The sequence below is a fragment of the Phyllobacterium sp. genome (genome assembly GCF_037994425.1).
In the GTDB taxonomy this organism is placed as follows: domain Bacteria; phylum Pseudomonadota; class Alphaproteobacteria; order Rhizobiales; family Rhizobiaceae; genus Phyllobacterium.
Genome location: NZ_JBBNAM010000072.1, coordinates 73,647 through 90,521 on the forward strand (window position 1 = coordinate 73,647; position 16,875 = coordinate 90,521).

Consider the following 16,875-nt stretch of genomic DNA (forward strand, 5'->3'; position numbering starts at 1 on the left):
AACCACGAAAGCGGGTTGACTGCAACCGATATATCAGTTGATGAAAGAGGCGGCGCAATTTTTGCGACGACGCCTTTGTTTTCGATGGAACGCCTTGATGACCGATACCACCATGCCCGCACAGCGGACCTCCGCTGACACCACCGTCTTTGCCATCATATTTGCTGTCAGCTTCTGCCATTTTCTTAACGACACCATGCAGTCGCTGCTTGCCGCTATCTATCCGATGCTGAAGCAGAACTATGGTCTTGATTTCAAGCAGATCGGTTTTCTTACGCTCACGTTCCAGGTGACCGCATCGCTACTGCAGCCTGTCATCGGCACCTATACCGACAAACGGCCCATGCCCTATTCGCTTCCCGTCGGCATGGCGTTTTCGCTCGTCGGGCTTGGCCTCCTGTCGATTGCGACGCATTATGTGATGCTTCTTGCAGGCGCTGCCTTTATCGGCATCGGCTCATCGATCTTCCATCCTGAATCGTCACGCGTGGCGCGCCTCGCATCGGGCGGACGTCATGGCCTTGCCCAGTCCTTCTTTCAGGTGGGCGGAAATTTTGGCACGGCGATGGGGCCGCTGCTGGCCGCCTTTATCGTGTTGCCGCGCGGCCAACAGAGCATCGCCTGGTTTTCCGCTGCAGCGCTTTTGGGCATGATCGTCCTTTATCAGGTCGGCAACTGGTACCAGCGCTACCGCAAGGCAAATGCCAACAAGCCCGCGGCAAGCAAGCAATTGAAACTGCCGCGCGGCAAGGTTGCCATGTCGTTGCTGATCCTGGCCCTTCTTGTCTTCAGCAAGAACATTTATCTTGCAAGTATTTCCAGCTATTACACCTTCTACGTCATCCATAAGTTCGGCATCTCAGTGCAGCAATCGCAGATGATGCTCTTCCTGTTCCTCGGCGCCGCCGCAGTAGGAACCATTGTCGGCGGGCCGATCGGCGACAAGATCGGCACGAAGGCCGTGATCTGGTTTTCGATCCTCGGCGTCCTTCCGTTCACGCTGATCATGCCCTATGCCGACCTGTTCTGGACGGGCGTGCTCACGGTCCTCATCGGTCTCATCCTGTCGTCGGCTTTCCCAGCGATTGTCGTCTTCGCCCAGGAACTGGTGCCGGGCCGTGTCGGCATGATTGCCGGCATCTTTTTCGGCTTCGCCTTCGGCATGGCCGGAATTGCCGCTGCGGTGCTTGGCTTCGTCGCCGACAACAAGGGCATCGACTACGTTTATACGATCTGTTCGTTCCTGCCGTTCCTGGGGCTCCTAACCATCTTCCTGCCAAGCATGAAAGAGGTGCGCGGCGAGCAAGCGTAGAAAAGGCCCGGTTCGCCGGGCCTTTTGCTTGATCGGCCAAGTCTTGGAATCTGCTGACGCCAATTGTCAGGACGGGCGGTTTGAAAAACCCGGGCCAACCCCATATAAGGAACACCATTGCCCATCGCGTCCGACGCTAAAGGGTTTCGTTTCGCTCGCCGCATCCAAACCCAAGTTCCTCCCGGGTAGCTTCATGTCCTCAGCCATTTCCGTCTCCAGCCTGTACAAGACCTATGAATCCGGTTTTGAAGCGCTGAAGAATATCAATCTCGATATTCGCCACGGCGAAATTTTCGCCCTGCTCGGGCCAAATGGGGCAGGCAAGACAACGTTGATCAGCACCATCTGCGGTATCGTCAATCCGACATCGGGTTCGGTTCTTGCCGACGGCCACGACATCATCAAAGAATATCGGGCGGCGCGCTCCAAGATCGGCCTGGTACCGCAGGAATTGACCACGGACGCATTCGAGACCGTTTGGGCAACGGTCAGTTTCAGCCGGGGACTTTTTGGCAAGCCAGCCAATCCTGCCCACATCGAGAAGATCCTCAAGGAACTCTCGCTCTGGGAGAAGAAAGACAACAAGATCATGACGTTGTCGGGCGGCATGAAACGGCGCGTCATGATCGCCAAGGCACTGTCGCATGAGCCGGAAATTCTCTTCCTCGACGAGCCCACGGCGGGCGTTGACGTCGAATTGCGGCGCGACATGTGGAACGTCGTGCGCGCGCTGCGTGCATCGGGCGTCACCATTATTCTTACGACGCACTATATCGAGGAGGCCGAACAGATGGCCGATCGCATCGGCGTCATCAGCCACGGCGAGATCATTCTTGTCGAAGAGAAGGACGCATTGATGCGTTCGCTCGGCAAGAAAGAGCTGCGTCTTATCCTGCAAGAAAAGCGTGAAGACGTTCCCGAAGCTCTCGCGCCGTACGGGATCGAACTGTCGCCCGATGGCTGCGAACTGGTCTATCACTACGATACGCGCAAGGACCGCACAGGCATTACGGCGCTCCTGAAGGATCTCGACAAGGCAGGTGTGCGCTTCAGCGATATCCAGACGAAGGAAAGTTCCCTTGAGGAAATCTTTGTCAATCTTGTGAGGGAACGCAAATGAACCTTTACGCGATCAAGGCGATCTACCTGTTTGAGATGCACCGCACCTGGCGCACGCTCATGCAGAGCGTCATTTCGCCGGTGCTTTCGACCAGTCTCTACTTCGTCGTCTTCGGATCGGCGATCGGCGGCCGCATTCCCGAAATCAGCGGTGTCAGCTATGGCGCATTCATCGTACCCGGTCTCATTATGCTGTCGCTCCTGACGCAGAGCATCTCCAACGCATCCTTCGGCATCTATTTCCCGAAGTTCGTCGGTACTATCTACGAACTGCTTTCAGCGCCGGTATCCTACGTGGAAATCGTCATTGCCTATGTCGGGGCCGCGGCGACCAAGTCGATTATTCTAGGGGTGATTATACTTGCAACGGCCTCGCTGTTCGTGCCGCTGCGGATCGAACATCCTTTCGTGATGCTGCTCTTCCTCGTACTGACCGCGGTAACCTTCAGCATGTTCGGTTTCATCATCGGCATATGGGCTGACGGATTTGAGAAGCTGCAACTCGTGCCATTGATGATCATCACACCGCTTACATTTTTGGGCGGCAGTTTCTACTCAATCGACATGCTGCCTTCGTTCTGGCAGACGGTAACGCTGTTCAACCCGGTGGTCTATCTCATCAGTGGATTTCGCTGGAGCTTTTTTGGCCTGTCGGATGTCCATATCGGGACAAGCCTTGTCATGACAGCTGTATTTCTCGTTGCATGCATCCTGGTCCTGCGCTGGATATTCAAGACAGGCTATCGGCTGAAGAGCTAGAGTTTGCCTCCAATGACATGCAAACTCATGCGGCCGTTCTTCACTGCGTCCGTTACGAGGCGCCGGTCGAATGTTGCCAATTGTCCTTCATGCGCCTGCGCAAGGGCCAGAAGATAAGTATCCGTGACCTGACCCGCGCTCAATAGCCGTGATGTATCGATTGAAGCGTGCATCAAACTAATGTCATCAGGCCAGAAGACGTGGCCTGAAAGATTGCGCAATCCTGCCAAGAGCCCGACCACGGCTCCCGGCGTCCCCGGCGAGTTCGGGTAACGGGCGTTGCTGATAATTCGGATCACGCCATTCTCGGTCATTGGGCAAGTGGCCCATCGGGACGGACGAATATCGGTGAACCACTCATGCGCGGGATCGTGATGGACATGCACGGGATCAAACAAGGCGATCAGTAGGTTGACGTCCAGAAGAAATGTCGTCACGGCAATTCATCGCGCAGCTGGTTTACCAACTCCATAGTGACCGGCTTTGACTTGTCGGTCACGGCAAGCAATGGCACGCCATTGCGCTCGGCCCTGTTTGCGACCGAGGTCTGAAGCGATTTTCGAGCTAGCATTGAAATAATTTCTCCGACCGTCTTGTGGTGGCGCTCAGCCAATCCCTTTGCCGCTATCAGGACGTCGTCATCAATAGCCAGGGTCGTTCGCATCATCCGCTCCAATCATCATGCATCAATCATCATGCATCATATAACTCGCTTGTACGAGATCAAGATTACAGTGCTGCGCAATACCCCTCCAGTGCCGCGAGCCCCACCTTTAGCGCCGCCTCGTTGCTTGGCCCCAACTTCGCCAGCAGTTCGGCCTCGAAATCATGGGCGACTTTCACGAGCTCGATATAGGCTCTTCGCCCGGCCGCCGTGAGCGCGAGGTTCTCGACACGCCGGTCCGCGCCATCGCGCTTGCGCAGCAGCCAGCGCCGCATCTCTAATGCCAGTACCGCTCGCGACACCTTTGTCTTGTGCATTGATGAATGGGCCCCGATCGCCGTTGCGGTCATAGTGCCGAACTGGCCAAGCGTTGCCAGCGTGCGCCACTCCGGGCGCGTCAGTCCGTACTGATCGCGGTAAAGTCGGCCGAAACGCTGGCTCACGGTTTCTGCTACCTTATTGAGACGGTAGGGGATAAATGTCTCGAGCAGCAGGGACGGGTTGACCTCGATGTCGTTTTCCATTGTCGAAAATCCCGATTGCCGTTGATAGTCACAATATAAATCGGCCGAGTTGACAGGAGGTGCCAAGAAGCGACAGTAGGTGCTAAGTATCGGAAATTGTTGAGTATTCAACTGGGTCAGAAGGTGCTACAAAGGGTCAGAGGGCGACAAATCGACTTGCCCATGAGTTGCCCACGGCCAAAAAGGACCCCGAATCTTGACGAAGCCGACACCCGAAATTCTCCGCAACATCCCGATCCCCAACGAGGGCCATTATCCAGAGTTCCGCGACGACGACGAACCCGGCCTCGTCTTTCGCGTCACGCCTAAGGGGGCGAAGTCGTGGTCCGTGCGCTACGTCAATGCGGCAGACGAGCATCGCCGCAAGTCGCTCGGCGCATTTCCGTCCATCGGCCTTGAAGGCGAGGGAACTGGCGCGCAAGGTGAAGGGCGAGGTCGCCACCCGTATCGATCCGGTCGGGGCCGACAAGGCGGCTCGCAAGGAGGCGCGGCTGGCCCGTTTGAATACGCTCGACGGACTTGCGGCCGAATACTGGGAGGATGCGGCACGCGGCCTGCACCGCGCCAGCGGCAGGGCGAAGCGCGACAGCACCATTGCGATGCAGAAGTACGCCTACAACCGGCTGGTCAAGCCCACGCTGGGCGACATGCCGGTGGCCTCGATCACCCGCAGGGACATCCTCGATCTGGTCTCGCGGACCAGTCGCAAGGCGAAGTCCAACGGCCATTACATCAAGGCCGTGCTCGGCGGCTTGCTGGCCTATGCCGAACGCGAGGTGATCACGGTGTCGCCGGTCAGAAACATCCCCGTGGTCGGGATCAAGGCCGGGACGCGGCTCTTGTCCGATGCCGAGATCCGCGCGATCTGGAATGCGGCCGGGAAGGAGCGCTACGCCTCGACGCGGCTGTGCCTCCGGATGATGGCCGTGACCCTGCAGCGCGGCGGCGAGGTCGGTGGCATGCGCTGGTCCGAGATCGACCGCGAATCCAAGACGTGGACTATCCCTGCGGAACGGATGAAGAACGGCAGGGTGCATGTCGTGCCGCTGTCGGACATGGCCCTCGAACTGCTCGATGCCTCCGAGGCGGAGATCGGCCGCGAGATTTTCGTCTTCCCCAACATCCGCCATGACGACGAGCCGGTTCGGCGGGTCGGCATGACGCAAGCCTTCCAGCGGATCGTCACCGATCTCAAGATGCCGCGAGCCACGCCGCATGACTTGCGGCGGACAGGAACCACGAACCTCACCTCCGAGCGGGTCGGCGTGCCGCGATTCATCGCCAGCCAAGTCCTGAGCCACAGCAGCGATACGGGGGGTGCGGCGGTGGTGACCGGGGCGCACTACGATCTGCACGGCTACGTCTCGGAGAAGCGTAGGGCGCTCGATGCGTGGGCGCGGCTGCTGACCGATCATCACCGAGACCCCGACTGCGAACGTGGTGCGTCTGGCGGTCTGAGGCCGGTCTGGACAGGTTTCCGGCTTGGGTCGATATTGGGGAGCGTTGCCGCCTCCCACCGATGGATCACCGACATGACCGAACTGCAGCGCCCTTCGCCCGACCACCACGCGAAGGGAACGGCTGCAATCGGCGGCAGCGCCGTCTCGACCCTCGCCGTGCGCGGCCTGCTGGAGCCGCATCAAGTGCGCGCCGCAGTCCGGTTGGGCCACCTGTCGGCGGCGATGTCGGATTTGCATTCGGCCAGCTTCGACCGGCCCCTCGACCGCAATTGGACCGGCCACCGCACCCCCGGCGATTCCGGCCTTGCCGCCGCGATGCAGCTCACGGAAGTGAAGACATTGCTAGGCGAGCGCAACTACGCGATTGCGATTGCCGTCTGTGCGCATGGCCTCACCCTGCGTGACCTCGGCAAGACCAGAAGGGAACGCGACTTCGTTGTCGACACGCTCCGCGCCTGCCTCGACGATTGCGCGACACGGTGGGGATACGCGGCCAGAAATCGGGGTTACCGATGAGCGCGCGGGCTGTGGCCTTGGGTTCCATACGGGCGGAGGCCGATGCTACTCCATCCGGTCAGGAGGCCGCGTTCCATCCCTTCTTCTCCGCCATTGATTTCCGTGATCATGCTGAATTTAAAAGCCTTTTCAGCATTGATTGGATTTCGACTGGACCTTTGACAGCACCTCATTCCGTTTTGTTCTCAGGTACGCGTCCGCCCGCCAAAGCGGGGCGGACCGAACCTCAGTTAGATACAAGTAGCCCGCGTTTGTGCCCCCCGACATATCGCCTGGACTTCCTTGGCTGAAACGGAACGGTGATTGGCAGTGCCATTGGCATCGCATCGCAAATCTTTGGCGATTGCGGGCAAGCACGTTCCGCAAGGGTAATCAATCTGTCCAACCACTCTCCGGCCGTGACTTATCTCGGCACCGGGTATCTAAGGCCATACAGCGAAAGGGATCCAGCTATGCAGATCGGTGATCTAGAGAAGCGCGCCAAAGAAAAGGGCAAAGCAGCCTTCGCCGGTGTGATCGTGGAATATGTCCAGGAGCAATTCCGCTACTGGATTGAAAAAGGATGCCGTGAATCGTGACCACGCGCACCACTGGTTGACAGGATCGTGATGAGAAAGTTACTGATCGCATTGTCCATGTGCGCAGCGTTTGCTGCATCCCCCGGCCGCGGCCAATGATGGCCCTATTGGGTCGCGTAATATCGATCCTTATGCATTGTCCCAAGCATTGCACCGTGATGCAATCAGATTTGAGTCGTCGTCGACGGATTGATTCAATGGTCGCGCAAGGAGGCGCTGCCATGAGTGATCTGATGCTGTTGTCTGGGGCGCGGATGCGCCGCAATAAGACATACTTGGTGTGTTCAGTCGAATCTTAGCCGAACTCGCAACCATACGCGGCAAGCCGGAACAATTGATGATCGATGCTACCCATTTGAAAGCATATCGGACGGCAGCCAGCCTGTTGAAAAAGGGATGTTCTGTTGTTTTACCCGGCGAGGCAATTCTGTTTCTTTACCGACGGTTAGGCCCTTATGATGGCTTCCCCGCGGACTACGGTTAGACCGTCCTTGAGAACTACATTTAATTCGAGCGTTCCGGTGCCGTTCTCCATAGCAATTATCCGCGCTTTGCAGATGGGTTCGGAGTGAACCGGAGTCGTCGCCACGAAACGTGACTTGGACGACAGTAGGCGCTGTTGGGGCACTAAATCTGTCACAAGCCTTCCAAGATACGCCATCATCAGCATTCCGTGCGCGATGACGTCGTCACGACCTTTAGCGCAGGCTGCGTCAATGTCGATGTGGCTGGGTTGATGGTCACCTGACGCACCAGCGAAGAGAGCTAATGTCTTTCGAGATATTGGTTCGATGTGCAATTCGGGTAATTCCATGCCGACGTGAAACTGGTGAATCGTCATGCGGTTTCCTCCGGGTGACGCAATGCAATCGTAAACAGGATTTCGGCCAGTGGTTCGTCTCCACGCTTTACGTCGGTCTGTTTGACGACAAATTCCGGCGCCCCGCCTTTCTTTGTGTAAACGTCAACGATCTTGCGATAGATAACCAGGCTGTCCCCGGCATAGGCCATTGCGTGATAGGTAAACCCCTGTTCAGCATGCGTCGTCTTGGTCAGGTCCCCGCCGAGCTCTTACTCAATTTCCAACCGAGTCCGTCAATCAACTTTCAAAACAAAGCATTCCAGACCTGAATGCCCCAGTTGTCGCCAGCTATCGATACACCATCAGCTCTGTAGCAGCACTTTCTAAACAGTTAGGTGGGGCAGTTCTTATAGGCCATTCGCAAGGCGGGCCGTTTCCGGCGGAGGGCGCACTGCTGGAGCCGTCATTCGTCAAGGGGATCGTTGCAGTCGAGCCAAGGAGTTGTGCAAAATATGATCATGCGCAGGTCCAGATCCTTGCCAAAATCCCGATGCTGATCTTGTACGGTGACGAATTGGATACACCCATCAATCTTCCTACACGAGTCTGGCAAGACCGTGCAAACGATTGCAAAGCGCTAGTGGAGCGGCTGAAAATGGCAGGAGGAAACGCTAGTATAGTCCTCTTGGCGGCAGACCTTGGGATCAAAGGCAATTCGCACATGATGATGATGGACAAGAATAACCTAGAAATTGCTGACCTGTTTCTGAAATGGATCGATCAGCAAGTGAAAAACTAATCGAACCGCCATAAGCATCAGCGGTGCGGCCATCGCCGCCTCGTTCTTTCACGGGCTCTAAGGCAAACCGCCCGCATGCCAGCACCTATTCATTAGCCTGTCTTATCAACCTTATCGGACCTAGCTGTCTAATCAAAAAGTCTCCCTGCAAGTACAATCTACTCAACTTGAATAGGCAGAAGGGACCGATTGTGCGCGCCTGGAAGTATTTAACCACAACCCTATTTCTCTCCGCCAGCATCCTGACGTCCACCGCAGCCATGGCACAAGAGGCGCAGAAGCCAGAACCTCTTGTAATTCAGGAACAAGGCAGCTTCGCGGTCGGCGGCACGGTCGTCAGCACCCCGGGGACTTACAACAACAACGCGCCAACCGCCGAAGGACAAAGCTTCCACGGCGACCATCTCTACGCCTTCTATCAGGTGCCGCAGAACCCGAAGTCGCTTCCAATCGTCATGCTGCATGGCGCGTTTCAATCGGGACGGAGCTGGGAAACCACATCTGATGGCCGAGAGGGATTTCAGAATATTTTCCTGCGCCGCAACTTTTCGACCTATGTTGTCGATCAGCCCCGTCGTGGGCGGGCCGGCAACAGCACTGTCGCCACGACGATCGAACCCACTCCTAATGATCAGCTCTTTTTCGACCAGTTCCGGCTCGGCAAGTGGCCGAACTATTTCGATAACGTCCAGTTCGACCGCACACCTGAGACGCTGGACCAATTCTTTCGTTCCGTCACGCCGAATACCGGCCCATATGATGCCGGCGTGATTTCGGATGCCATGTCGGCACTGTTTGCAAAAACCGGTCCCGCGATCCTCTTCACGCATTCGCAGGGCGGTGGCCCAGGCTGGCTGACAGCGATCAAAAATCCCAACGTCAAGGCGATCGTCGCTTTCGAGCCGGGCAGCGGCTTCATTTTCCCAGAAGACGAACTGCCCCCGGCGATGCCAAGCGCAGCCGGCACTTTGTCGCCAGAAGCCGTACCGTTGGCAGATTTCGAGAAGCTCACCCGCATACCCATCATCATCTATTACGGCGATAACTTCCCAGTCGAGGCCACGACCGAGCGCGGGCAGGACAATTGGCGGGTAAGGCTCGCAATGGCAAAGCTGTGGGTCGAAGCCGTCAATAAGCACGGGGGAGATGCCAGGCTGGTGCATCTACCGGAGATCGGAATTCGCGGCAACACTCACTTCCTGATGTCCGACCTGAACAATCTCGAGATCGCCGATCAGGTCTCGCAGTTCCTTGCCGAGAAAAAACTGGATTGATCCGGCGACGCCGAGTTCGGCGCCGCGAGTATCACGCTTCCCCCGCGGATCGAGATTGGAGATCGAAATGCCCGACGAAGTCATCAACAAAAAAAGGCGCGAGTTTCTCGGAGCCTCCGCGCTCGTTTTATCAGGCGCCATGTTAGGAGTTCCAGCAATGACCAATTCCATCGCTGTCGCGGCCGACTACAAGCAAAATCCGTTTACACTGGTCTACAACGGCGCAATCAGAGAGAATGAGCCTGGCAAGGTCAATATCCACCCGGTCACCTACAAGCTGAATGGCCTCAATATCGTCGCCAACGTTTACACCCCGGCAAACTATGATCCCGGCCAGAAGTATCCTGCGATCGTTGTGGCGCACCCGAATGGTGGCGTTAAGGAACAGGTTGCCGGCCTGTATGCTCAGCACTTGGCGGAACAGGGCTATATCACGATCACGGCGGATGCCTCATACCAGGGCGGGAGTGGTGGCGAGCCGCGCAGCGTGGACAAACCCGCATTTCGCATCGAGGACATCCACCGAATGGCGGACTTCATCGCCAGCTATCCGGGTGTCGATGCAGCGCGTCTCGGGCTGTTCGGCATCTGTGGAGGCGGCGGCTATTCGTTGGCGGTGGCCAAAACCGATAAGCGCTTCAAGTCGATTGCGACGCTGAGCATGTTCAACTCCGGACGGGTCCGACGGAACGGCTATGTGGATTCGCAATTGGCGACCATCCAGGACCGCCTGCAGCAGGCTTCGAACGCCCGCGCACGGGAAATGGCTGGCGGAGAAATTCTCTATGCGGGAGATGCTAATCTGACAGATGCGCAAATCGCCGCACTACCGTTTAATCTGTACCGGCAGGGTTATGAATATTACTGGAAGACGCACGCGCATCCCGGCTCGACCTTCAAGTACACCATGAGCAGCTTGATGGACCTGATGCGCTGGGATGCCACAGATCAGATTGAGCTTATCAACAAGCCGCTGCTGATGATCGCTGGCAGCAAAGCTGACAGCCTTTACATGAGCGAAGATGCCTTCGCCAAGGCGACGGGCACAATGGACAAGGAATTGTTCAAAATCGACGGCGCAACGCATATCGAAACTTACTGGGTTCCCAAGTACGTGGATGCCGCAATGGGCAAACTGACACCGTTCTTCGAACGGACCCTTGTTGCCGACCGTGCATAACTTGCCCCAACTAAGGGCATCACCGATCTCCACCCGGACGCCGTCCCCAATCCCCGAGGAGTTACACTTGAAGAAGCTCACCAGAAATCTGTTCGTCATAGCAAGCCTGCTTGTATCCGGAGGAGTATCCACTATGGCCAATGCCCAAAGCGAGCCCTCCGCCGCTTCCGACGCCGCTCCTGCCCAGCAGTCGCGCGCGCAGCAGCTGATGGGCGCCACTGCGCCGAAGCTCGCTGAACTCACAGATGACGTCCTCTATGCCGACATCTGGGAACGACCACAGCTTTCCAAGCGCGACCGCAGCCTGGTCACGGTAACCGCCCTCATCGCCCTTAACCGCCCTGATCAGCTTCGCTCCCACCTCAACCTGGCGCGTCAGAACGGTGTAACCGAGGAGGAATTGATCGAGACCATCACCCACATGGCCTTCTATTCTGGCTGGCCGAGCGCCGTGTCGGCCGTCGCAACAGCCAAGGAAGTGTTCCAGAGTAAATGAAGCTTTTGAAACGGGCGATCAGCCGGAAGTTAGACAACCAGCACTCTGACAACCATTGAGGCAATATGAAATCTTATGTTTTGGCAGCAGCGGTATCCGTCATGACCATCCCAGCCTATTCAAACTCCGAAATTGTCGTTACCCGGGCGGGCTCCCAGCCGTCCAGCGCGGGGCCGGCCGAAAATTTCACCGGTTCGGTTCGAGTTGACTCCCGGTTTCAAGGAAGCGGACTTGCCCGGATCGGCGGCGGCACGGTTACCTTCGAGCCTGGCGCACGAACCGCCTGGCACAGCCATCCGCTCGGTCAAACGCTTATCGTCACAGCGGGTGTCGGCCGGGTGCAAGAATGGGACGGTCCCGTTCAGGAGATAAGGCCCGGTGATATCGCGTGGATCCCGCCGGGTGTGAAGCATTGGCACGGGGCGAGCATGACCAACGGCATGAGCCATATTGCCATCTCTGAATCGGTCGATGGCAGCTCCGTCAGCTGGATGGAACAGGTTTCGGAAGAGCAATACCGTAATTAGCGCGCTCGGGCCACCATGCGCGCGGACCCGGCTGATCTGTACGCGTGCAACCCAATGCTTCCAACCCCATGAGGCAGTTAATGAAAAGATTTGCGAAATCCATGGCGCTTGCTGGCGCATCGGCTGGCGCCGTCCTTCTGATCGGTTGGCAAGTGCATGCTGAGACGAACCGCGTCCGATTTCCCGACCTCGACCGGCTGGTTCACTACGCCACCGTCAAACGGGGAAATGTCACCGAGCACATCATGACCACTCCCGAAGCGATAGAGGCCGTCAAGGGCGGTCAGCCAGTGCCCGCGGGGACTCATTTCGTTCTGGTCGATCATCGCGATGGCGAACTCTATCGTTACTTCGTCATGGAAAAGGGCGGAAAATGGGGTGCGGACTATGACGAGAACCGTCGCACTGACGATTGGCAGTTCCAATGGTTCTGGCCCGACAAATCCGTCAACATGAATGAAAACACTGCTCGCTGTCAGTCCTGTCACCGGAGCCAGGCGGATAGTGAGTATCTTTATACAGGATACCGGATCCCGCGGTTTAGCGGCACCCCGGTCGAGTAGCGGAGGCTTGGCGTTTGAGCCCCATTTTCCTTTCCCGACTGGTATTTGACTTCATCGCAGCTGGCCTGCTGATTTTCGGTCTCTCGTACTGGTGGCTCGGTAATATCGTGCATGAGTTGGCTGGAACGGTCATGTTCTTGCTGGTGATTGTGCACAACGTTTTTAACCGGCGTTGGTATAGCTCGATTGCGAAATCGCAACGCGGCCCGCGCGGACTGTTCAATACAGGGGTGACGTTTCTACTGCTTTTCGCGATGCTTGCGTTGCTCGTAACCAGTGTGCTCATTTCCAACGCGCTTTCAGGTATCATGGCTGCGTACGGCGGTTTCACGGTGCGGCAGATTCACACGTTGGCAGGCTACTGGCTCCTCATCATCGTCGCGGTGCATCTTGGCTTACGCTGGCCACTGATCATGAGCGTGGCGCGCAGTCTCCCAGGCATCACAAAACCGAACACCGCTCGATCCCTTGCGTTGCGGGTGATCGCTGCCATGACAGCAGCGTATGGCATTTGGAGCTCGTTCAGACTAGGCATCGGCACGAAGCTTTCCATGCAGATGACGTTGGATTGGTGGAATTTTGACGAATCCGTGGTTGGCTTCTTCATTCACGCTCTGGCCATTGCCGGACTCTACACTGTCATCACCCATTATACGATCAGACTGCTGCAACTTCGCAGGAAGTCGAGTACTCCATTTCAGGCCGGGGAGCAAATTGTCCCCCTAAGGCAAGACTGATATCACCGCATGCCGGAGTTCCATCAGTTCCCACGGTAGCGGAGGATTTCAACGAGCAGAGCCAGGGCAGGGGAGGAGTGCCGACGGCTAGGATAGTAGAGGTGATATCCCGGAAAGTACGGGCACCAGTCTTCGAGAACGCGGATCAGATGTCCTGCTGCGATATGAGGGAGAACCTGGTCCTCGGGCACATAGGTGATGCCGAGGCCATCCAAAGCTGAATTTAGTCGCAGACCAAGATTGTTGAACACCAGCTGTCCGTCGCCGCGCACCTTCACTTCCCTCCCGTCCTTTTCAAGGCCCCAAGGGAATAACCCCCCATAAGTCGGCAATCGCATGTTGATGCACCTGTGTGCTGTAAGGTCCTGCGGATTTTGGGGAATGGGGTACTTTTCGAAATAGGACGGCGACCCTACGACTGCCATCCGCATTTCCGGACCGATGCGTACGGCGATCATGTCCTTGGCCACCTGTTCGCCCATGCGCACCCCCGCATCATAACCTTCAGCGACGATGTCGGTCAGCCCATAGTCGACGATGATTTCGACGTTCACGTCAGGGTGTTCAGGAAGGAACCGTTTGAGCGCTGGCTGGAGGACGGAAATCGCTGGGTGTTCGCCGGCAGTCACCCGGACGGTGCCAGCGGGCTTCTCCCGTAACTCGCTTAATGAGGCAAGTTGCGATTCGATCTCATCGAATCGCGGAGCTACTGTCTGCAGGAGACGTTCCCCCGCCTCTGTCGGGGACACACTACGCGTCGTACGCATGAGAAGCCTCAAGCCAATCCGCTCCTCCAGGGCCTTGATGGTCTGACTGAGAGCAGATTGAGATACGCCGATTTTCGCTGCAGCTCTCGTGAAGCTTCTCTCCTTGGCGACGATAGCAAAAGCAGCAAGATCGTTGAAATTTTCGTGGGGCATTCATTAATCCATCTAATATCCACATGCAGATTATAGCATCTAATCGCTGAGAACGAGGAAGATTACATTGGAGGCGAACGGCCAGCCATTGGCACAGCTTGATGCGAAGCCTCCAACGTGTTGAACCTCGCAGAATAATGCCGACACACAAGCCACTTTTTTTGAAGGCCACCTGATTATGCCCAAACATGTTCCACCGATTCCGGCGTCCAACAAGCCTGCGCTCTTGGCTATCATCCTCATCAGTTACGCAATGATCGTGCTAGACATTTCAGTGGTGCTGACCGGATTGCCGAAAATTCATCAGGAGCTCGGATTTTCCGAGGCCAATCTGGCCTGGGTACAAAGTGCCTATACACTCACCTTCGGCGGTTTCCTGCTGCTCGGTGCCCGCTGCGGTGACATCCTTGGCCGTCGCCAGATGTTAGTCACGGGTCTCGCCATTTTCACGGTCGCCTCCCTCGCAATTGGCACATCGCAGTCCGCAGGCTGGTTGCTCGCCTGGCGCGCCATTCAGGGCATCGGCGCAGCCGTGTTGGCGCCTTCGACGCTTGCTCTTCTGCAGACAAATTTCCCGGAGGGCAATGAGCGGACGCGCGCTGTGTCCTATTACAGCGCGGCAGCCGGCGTCTCGGCGACGGTCGGCCTTGTGCTGGGAGGTATCCTTGCAGACTGGGTGTCATGGCGCATGGGTTTCTTTATAAATCTGCCGATTGGCATCGGCCTGATTGCGGCTTCGCGCATCTACATTCAGGAGACGGCACGCCGGCCGGGCACAATTGATCTCCCCGGCGCGATCAGCTCGACGGTTGGTATGAGCGGCCTCGTGTACGGTTTTATCCGGTCGGCCCATTCAGGATGGACCGACCTCATCACCGTCGCGACGCTGGTGGCGGCAGTCGTCCTGTTGACTCTATTCGTGCTCATCGAACGGCGCGCCAGCCAGCCGATCCTGCCGCTGCGACTCTTCTTGAGCGGCGAGCGCTCTGGCGCCTACGCCGCCCGCGTCCTCTACCTCGGGGCGATGGTCGGCTTTTTCTTCTTCACCACGCTCTATCTGCAGGAGGTTGTCGGATACGGCCCAGCACTCACGGGACTGGCCTTCCTTCCGGCGACCATCTTGCATTTTCCGTTCGCCATGGCTGTGCCTCGGCTCGCGCGGCACTTCAGCCAGAATCAGCTTCTGGTCGTGGGCATGATCATCGGAATTGCAGGCAGGCGTGGCTCAGTCGTGCGTCCGGCGAGGCGGGCTATCTCCTTTCCGTTTCGCTACCCATGGTGTTGATCGGGATCAGCCAAGGTCTGACACTCAGCCCACTGACTTCCGCTGGGGTCGTCGGCGTCGCGCATGAAGATGCGGGAGCCGCTTCGGGTGCGGTCAACGTCGCACACCAACTCGGCAGTTCGGTCGGTCTCAGCGTGCTCGTCGCTGCCTCCTCTCTGGGGGCCGGAAGCCTCGTGGGCCGCAATCTCACTGCATACCGGGTCACGATGGCTTTCGATGCGGGCACTATAATGCTTGTGATCGCGCTCATCATTGCGCTCGCGGCGATCGTGTATCCCAGAAAGGACGGTTCCAGACTTGCGTTGACCGAAGCGGGAGCGGGGAAAACCATTGCCGACATCTCAGAGGAAACATCAGTACGTGCCGACGTACTGGTCTGATCCGCGGGCAAACAGCAACCTGGAGGTCTCGGAAGCGTTGACCAGAGCCCACCAGGCAGGCCGTCGACTCGTTACTGAAGCGCTTGGAAAGGAAAACAGATGACAACTTGGCTAATTACGGGATGCTCGACAGGTTTGGGAAAAAGCCTGGCGCAGGCTGTCCTTGATGCTGGATACAACGCCGTTGTCACGGCGCGCGACGTCGGCATGGTGCAGGAGCTATTATCCAAACATCCGGGCACCGCCTTGGCCGTAGCGCTAGATGTCACGAACAAAGGTGAGGTCGAGAATGCGGTAGCACTGGCGGAGGAGCGATTCGGTTCCGTGGACGTGCTCGTCAACAATGCTGGCTATGGTTACCGCGCGGCCGTTGAAGAAGGCGATGAGAAGGAGGTCTCAGACCTCTTCGCCACCAATTTTTTCGGAACCGTGTCGATGATCAAGGCGGTTCTCCCCGGCATGCGAGCACGCCGCAGCGGGACCATCCTGAACGTTTCCTCAATTGCGGGGAGGCTGGCTGCACCGGGGTCGGGCTATTACTCCGCCTCAAAATTCGCCATCGAAGGCATGTCCGATGCATTGCGCAAGGAAGTCGGCCCGCTTGGTATAAGGGTGATGATCGTAGAGCCCGGGGCCTTCAGGACGGACTTCGCCGGCCGTTCCCTGCATCAGACTAAGGCGGCCATTGCCGACTATGCCGGGACGGCGGGGCCGCGGCGCAAGGAAAACGACAGGACACACGGCACACAGCCGGGTGATCCGGCTCGCGCCGCGCTAGCACTCATTAGGGTCGTAGAAGGCGCGACGCTTCCTGCCCGCCTTCTGCTAGGAAGCGACGCCGTCAGGATCGTCGGTGGTGAACTAAACTCCCAGCGCCAGGAAATTGAGGGCTGGAAGGAAATAAGCATCAGCACCGATTTTCCGGCAGTTGACCAAAATTAAGGCGCTCTCTTGAAGAGGGAGGGGCCCCAGGGTCGGGT

At 57.5% G+C, this 16,875-nt stretch carries 21 protein-coding genes; 15 read left to right on the forward strand and 6 right to left on the reverse strand.

All coding sequences use genetic code 11. From position 1 onward, the window contains the following. Nucleotides 1-97 precede the first annotated feature (97 nt). The 3 genes from AAAB35_RS05315 to AAAB35_RS05325 all read left to right on the forward strand — a co-directional run bounded on the left by AAAB35_RS05315 (nt 98) and on the right by AAAB35_RS05325 (nt 3,190). Nucleotides 98-1,312, forward strand: coding sequence for an MFS transporter (locus AAAB35_RS05315; RefSeq protein ID WP_340667175.1), 1,215 nt, complete (start codon nt 98-100; stop codon nt 1,310-1,312). Nucleotides 1,313-1,505: 193 nt separating this feature from the next. Further along, the gene (locus AAAB35_RS05320) at nt 1,506-2,432 is read left to right on the forward strand and encodes an ABC transporter ATP-binding protein (RefSeq protein ID WP_340667176.1); all 927 of its coding nucleotides are present in this window, start codon (nt 1,506-1,508) and stop codon (nt 2,430-2,432) included. Then, complete coding sequence (locus AAAB35_RS05325; RefSeq protein WP_340667177.1) at nt 2,429-3,190, forward strand: ABC transporter permease; 762 nt, start codon at nt 2,429-2,431, stop codon at nt 3,188-3,190. The genes AAAB35_RS05320 and AAAB35_RS05325 overlap by 4 nt, the downstream gene beginning before the upstream one ends. Here the strand turns inward: AAAB35_RS05325 and AAAB35_RS05330 are convergent. From AAAB35_RS05330 to AAAB35_RS05340, 3 genes are all read right to left on the reverse strand, one after another. Then, a complete protein-coding gene (locus AAAB35_RS05330) occupies nt 3,187-3,627 on the reverse strand; it encodes a TA system VapC family ribonuclease toxin (RefSeq protein ID WP_340667178.1) in 441 nt (146 codons plus the stop codon). The two genes, AAAB35_RS05325 and AAAB35_RS05330, sit on opposite strands and share 4 nt — an antisense overlap. Beyond that, on the reverse strand, nt 3,624-3,854 hold the full coding sequence (locus AAAB35_RS05335) for a CopG family transcriptional regulator (RefSeq protein WP_340667217.1): 231 nt from the start codon (nt 3,852-3,854) through the stop codon (nt 3,624-3,626). Before AAAB35_RS05335 ends, AAAB35_RS05330 begins: the two co-directional genes overlap by 4 nt. Before the next feature lie 65 nt (nt 3,855-3,919). Beyond that, nucleotides 3,920-4,378, reverse strand: coding sequence for a MarR family winged helix-turn-helix transcriptional regulator (locus AAAB35_RS05340; RefSeq protein WP_340667179.1), 459 nt, complete (start codon nt 4,376-4,378; stop codon nt 3,920-3,922). A 341-nt stretch (nt 4,379-4,719) separates the two neighbouring features. Between AAAB35_RS05340 and AAAB35_RS05345 the strand changes: the two genes are divergently transcribed. Both AAAB35_RS05345 and AAAB35_RS05350 read left to right on the forward strand, forming a co-directional pair. After that, entirely contained in the window at nt 4,720-6,354 is a 1,635-nt protein-coding gene (locus AAAB35_RS05345; protein WP_340667180.1) for a tyrosine-type recombinase/integrase, read from the forward strand. Nucleotides 6,355-6,653: 299 nt separating this feature from the next. Further along, nucleotides 6,654-6,932 carry a hypothetical protein gene (locus AAAB35_RS05350; protein WP_340667181.1) on the forward strand — a complete coding sequence of 93 codons (279 nt, stop codon included), beginning with the start codon at nt 6,654-6,656 and terminating at the stop codon, nt 6,930-6,932. Between the two features lie 445 nt (nt 6,933-7,377). Here AAAB35_RS05350 and AAAB35_RS05355 read toward each other — a convergent pair whose 3' ends face one another. Together AAAB35_RS05355 and AAAB35_RS05360 are read right to left on the reverse strand one after the other, a co-directional pair. Beyond that, the gene (locus tag AAAB35_RS05355) at nt 7,378-7,773 is read right to left on the reverse strand and encodes a MaoC/PaaZ C-terminal domain-containing protein (protein WP_340667182.1); all 396 of its coding nucleotides are present in this window, start codon (nt 7,771-7,773) and stop codon (nt 7,378-7,380) included. Beyond that, nucleotides 7,770-7,988: a MaoC family dehydratase N-terminal domain-containing protein gene (locus AAAB35_RS05360; protein WP_340667218.1), complete on the reverse strand. Its 219-nt coding sequence runs from the start codon at nt 7,986-7,988 to the stop codon at nt 7,770-7,772. The genes AAAB35_RS05355 and AAAB35_RS05360 overlap by 4 nt, the downstream gene beginning before the upstream one ends. A 320-nt stretch (nt 7,989-8,308) precedes the next feature. Between AAAB35_RS05360 and AAAB35_RS05365 the strand changes: the two genes are divergently transcribed. The 7 genes from AAAB35_RS05365 (at nt 8,309) to AAAB35_RS05395 (ending at nt 13,310) form a co-directional block, all read left to right on the forward strand. Next, the gene (locus tag AAAB35_RS05365) at nt 8,309-8,533 is read left to right on the forward strand and encodes a hypothetical protein (protein WP_340667183.1); all 225 of its coding nucleotides are present in this window, start codon (nt 8,309-8,311) and stop codon (nt 8,531-8,533) included. A gap of 260 nt (nt 8,534-8,793) precedes the next feature. Further along, nucleotides 8,794-9,807, forward strand: a complete 1,014-nt coding sequence (locus tag AAAB35_RS05370; protein ID WP_340667219.1) for an alpha/beta fold hydrolase — start codon at nt 8,794-8,796, stop codon at nt 9,805-9,807. Nucleotides 9,808-9,964: 157 nt separating this feature from the next. After that, nucleotides 9,965-10,987, forward strand: coding sequence for an alpha/beta hydrolase (locus AAAB35_RS05375; RefSeq protein WP_340667220.1), 1,023 nt, complete (start codon nt 9,965-9,967; stop codon nt 10,985-10,987). Nucleotides 10,988-11,054: 67 nt separating this feature from the next. Further along, on the forward strand, nt 11,055-11,483 hold the full coding sequence (locus tag AAAB35_RS05380) for a carboxymuconolactone decarboxylase family protein (RefSeq protein ID WP_340667184.1): 429 nt from the start codon (nt 11,055-11,057) through the stop codon (nt 11,481-11,483). A gap of 65 nt (nt 11,484-11,548) precedes the next feature. Then, entirely contained in the window at nt 11,549-12,010 is a 462-nt protein-coding gene (locus AAAB35_RS05385; RefSeq protein WP_340667185.1) for a cupin domain-containing protein, read from the forward strand. A gap of 68 nt (nt 12,011-12,078) precedes the next feature. Beyond that, on the forward strand, nt 12,079-12,573 hold the full coding sequence (locus AAAB35_RS05390) for a cytochrome P460 family protein (protein ID WP_340667186.1): 495 nt from the start codon (nt 12,079-12,081) through the stop codon (nt 12,571-12,573). 131 nt (nt 12,574-12,704) lie between these two features. Next, on the forward strand, nt 12,705-13,310 hold the full coding sequence (locus tag AAAB35_RS05395; RefSeq protein WP_340667187.1) for a DUF4405 domain-containing protein: 606 nt from the start codon (nt 12,705-12,707) through the stop codon (nt 13,308-13,310). Between the two features lie 23 nt (nt 13,311-13,333). On the opposite strand, the gene AAAB35_RS05400 is transcribed toward AAAB35_RS05395, so the two are convergent. After that, nucleotides 13,334-14,230, reverse strand: a complete 897-nt coding sequence (locus AAAB35_RS05400) for a LysR family transcriptional regulator (RefSeq protein ID WP_340667188.1) — start codon at nt 14,228-14,230, stop codon at nt 13,334-13,336. Nucleotides 14,231-14,408: 178 nt separating this feature from the next. Between AAAB35_RS05400 and AAAB35_RS05405 the strand changes: the two genes are divergently transcribed. From AAAB35_RS05405 to AAAB35_RS05415, 3 genes are all read left to right on the forward strand, one after another. Further along, nucleotides 14,409-15,515: an MFS transporter gene (locus AAAB35_RS05405; RefSeq protein ID WP_340667189.1), complete on the forward strand. Its 1,107-nt coding sequence runs from the start codon at nt 14,409-14,411 to the stop codon at nt 15,513-15,515. Continuing rightward, entirely contained in the window at nt 15,506-15,895 is a 390-nt protein-coding gene (locus tag AAAB35_RS05410; protein WP_340667190.1) for a hypothetical protein, read from the forward strand. Before AAAB35_RS05405 ends, AAAB35_RS05410 begins: the two co-directional genes overlap by 10 nt. Nucleotides 15,896-15,994: 99 nt before the next feature. Continuing rightward, nucleotides 15,995-16,837, forward strand: a complete 843-nt coding sequence (locus AAAB35_RS05415) for an oxidoreductase (RefSeq protein ID WP_340667191.1) — start codon at nt 15,995-15,997, stop codon at nt 16,835-16,837. The last annotated feature ends 38 nt before the right edge of the window (nt 16,838-16,875 follow it).